Source organism: Peribacillus sp. P4_B1, from assembly GCF_056402395.1.
This window is the reverse complement of sequence record NZ_JBFUHM010000134.1, coordinates 1-1841: the sequence shown is the minus strand read 5'-3', so window position 1 is coordinate 1841 and position 1841 is coordinate 1. Positions and strand designations below refer to the sequence as shown.

Genomic DNA, 1841 nt, shown 5'->3' with positions numbered 1-1841 from the left:
ACTCAAAACCGCACCAATTCAATCTCTAAACTGTTTTGAGATACAAAATCGAGTACATTATAAACAATACAGTCATACAAATTTATCTGTAAACACATAGGGGAAGGCAATATCTATACCCTCCCCTTTTTCGAACAACATATATTTTTAATTTTCTTGATTATTTTATAAAAAAGAGTGATTATTTTTGTGATCCTTAATCAACTAACGCACCCGATAGTTTAAGTACAATCTTTCACGATCTGAAGAGAAGCTGCCATTGACAGCTCTGTTCCGTTCTTTAATTCTTGCATCTGAGGGTTGAATAAAAGTGGGCTTAATTGTGATTTGTTAATCTCTTTTCCATCAGTTCCGCCATTTGCTTCGAATTTGGATCCCCTTCATTTTGTAATTTATCAATGATGTTAATATAATCCGTTTCGTTTTGGTGCTGACTTAATTTATAAGCAGCCTGAATTTCTTCGACCTTAATCTTAAATCCAACTATGCCTTTCAGTTCACTTTCTAAGAGATGAGGAGAAAGTTTATCCCATAAAACAGGGTTTTCACGGTTTTTTTCATATTTTTCCAGCATTATTGTTAATTCTTCTATTAATTCATCTTTCTCTAAAATGCTTGCTTTACCATATACATGGACGGCTTGATAATTCCATGTTGGAACTTCTTCATGCCCATACCAAGAAGAAGAAATGTAAGCGCTCGGTCCCTGAAACATAACAAGGACATCATCACAGGTTTCAATTGTTCTCCATTGAGGATTTCCATAAGCAATATGCCCAGTAATATAGTAATCATCACCTTTTTTATTTAAACCTAAAGGCAAATGAGTGGCAATTGGTTTCCCTTGTTCTGTTGTGACAATCGTGCCAAAAGAGTTTTTTTGAACAAAATCCCAAACTTCAGCAACATTTGTGACCTTATGATATTTTGGAATATACATAATAATCCACCTTTCAAAAGTAGTTATATTAGTGTTTTAGTCATTATAAAGTCAATTTGTTCTTCATCACCCATATAAAAAGAGTGGGCTCCCGTTTGAACAAATCCCAGTTTCTTGTAAAAGGCAATAGCATTTTCATTTTTCTCCCATACGCCTAGCCAAATTTTCTTTTTGTTATGTTCCATCGCAATTTCCATTGCTTTATTTTGCAGACATTTACCAAGCCCAAGTTTTTGAAATTTATCCTTTATATAAACCCTCTCAATTTCAAGTGATTCATCACCCATTTCTTCAGACTGAGCATCATTGGTATTGATCTTTAAATATCCAGCGACTTCATTATTAAAATAAACAAAAAAGAATTGTGAAGAAGTATTTGATAATTCTTTTTCTAATTGTTTGAAGTTAAATGCCCTTTCCAAATAGGCATTCATATTTTCGGGTGTGTTCTGATGCTTAAATGTCTCATTAAACGTTTCATAACTAATTTCTTGAAGTTTGCGTGAATCTTCAAGGGTACACTTTTTTATATTAATAGTCATATATGTCGCTCCTTTATATAATCAATAATTTCTCTTGTTTCCCTTTTTTACAAATTCCCAGTCTTTTTCTACATTTTTTCTTACTCTTTGAAGAAGGTTGAAAATGGTTTCTACTTCTCTTTCGGAAAATCCCTCTAATGCAACGCTATTGGAATAATCATTTTCTCTTTTTATAAAAGGATAAACATTTTTCCCTTTCTCTGTTGGAAAGAGTTTTTTAATTTTTTTGTTATGTTTATCTTCTTTCTTTTCAATAAATCCATTAATTTCAAGTTTTTTTATAGAACGAGATGCTGTTGTTCGATCTACTTTTATCATCTCAGCTAACTTTTCTTGAATGATTCCTGGATTTTCACATA

3 protein-coding genes are annotated in these 1841 nt (G+C 32.0%); all 3 read right to left on the bottom strand.

The genetic code is table 11. From position 1 onward, the window contains the following. Window positions 1–316 precede the first annotated feature (316 nt). The gene (locus tag AC1DVK_RS26800) at window positions 317–940 is read right to left on the bottom strand and encodes an FMN-binding negative transcriptional regulator (protein ID WP_477627816.1); all 624 of its coding nucleotides are present in this window, start codon (window positions 938–940) and stop codon (window positions 317–319) included. 23 nt (window positions 941–963) lie between these two features. Then, the gene (gene paiA / locus AC1DVK_RS26795) at window positions 964–1482 is read right to left on the bottom strand and encodes a spermidine/spermine N(1)-acetyltransferase (RefSeq protein WP_477627815.1); all 519 of its coding nucleotides are present in this window, start codon (window positions 1480–1482) and stop codon (window positions 964–966) included. A 21-nt stretch (window positions 1483–1503) separates the two neighbouring features. Next, window positions 1504–1841, bottom strand: a 338-nt coding sequence (locus AC1DVK_RS26790; RefSeq protein WP_477627814.1) for a MarR family winged helix-turn-helix transcriptional regulator, incomplete at its 5' end; no start/stop codon positions are given.

Bases quoted from the DNA above. Each gene is read 5' to 3' on its own strand.
- paiA (WP_477627815.1), bottom strand. From the start codon at position 1,482: ATGACTATTAATATAAAAAAGTGTACCCTTGAAGATTCACGCAAACTT.
- AC1DVK_RS26800 (WP_477627816.1), bottom strand. From the start codon at position 940: ATGTATATTCCAAAATATCATAAGGTCACAAATGTTGCTGAAGTTTGG.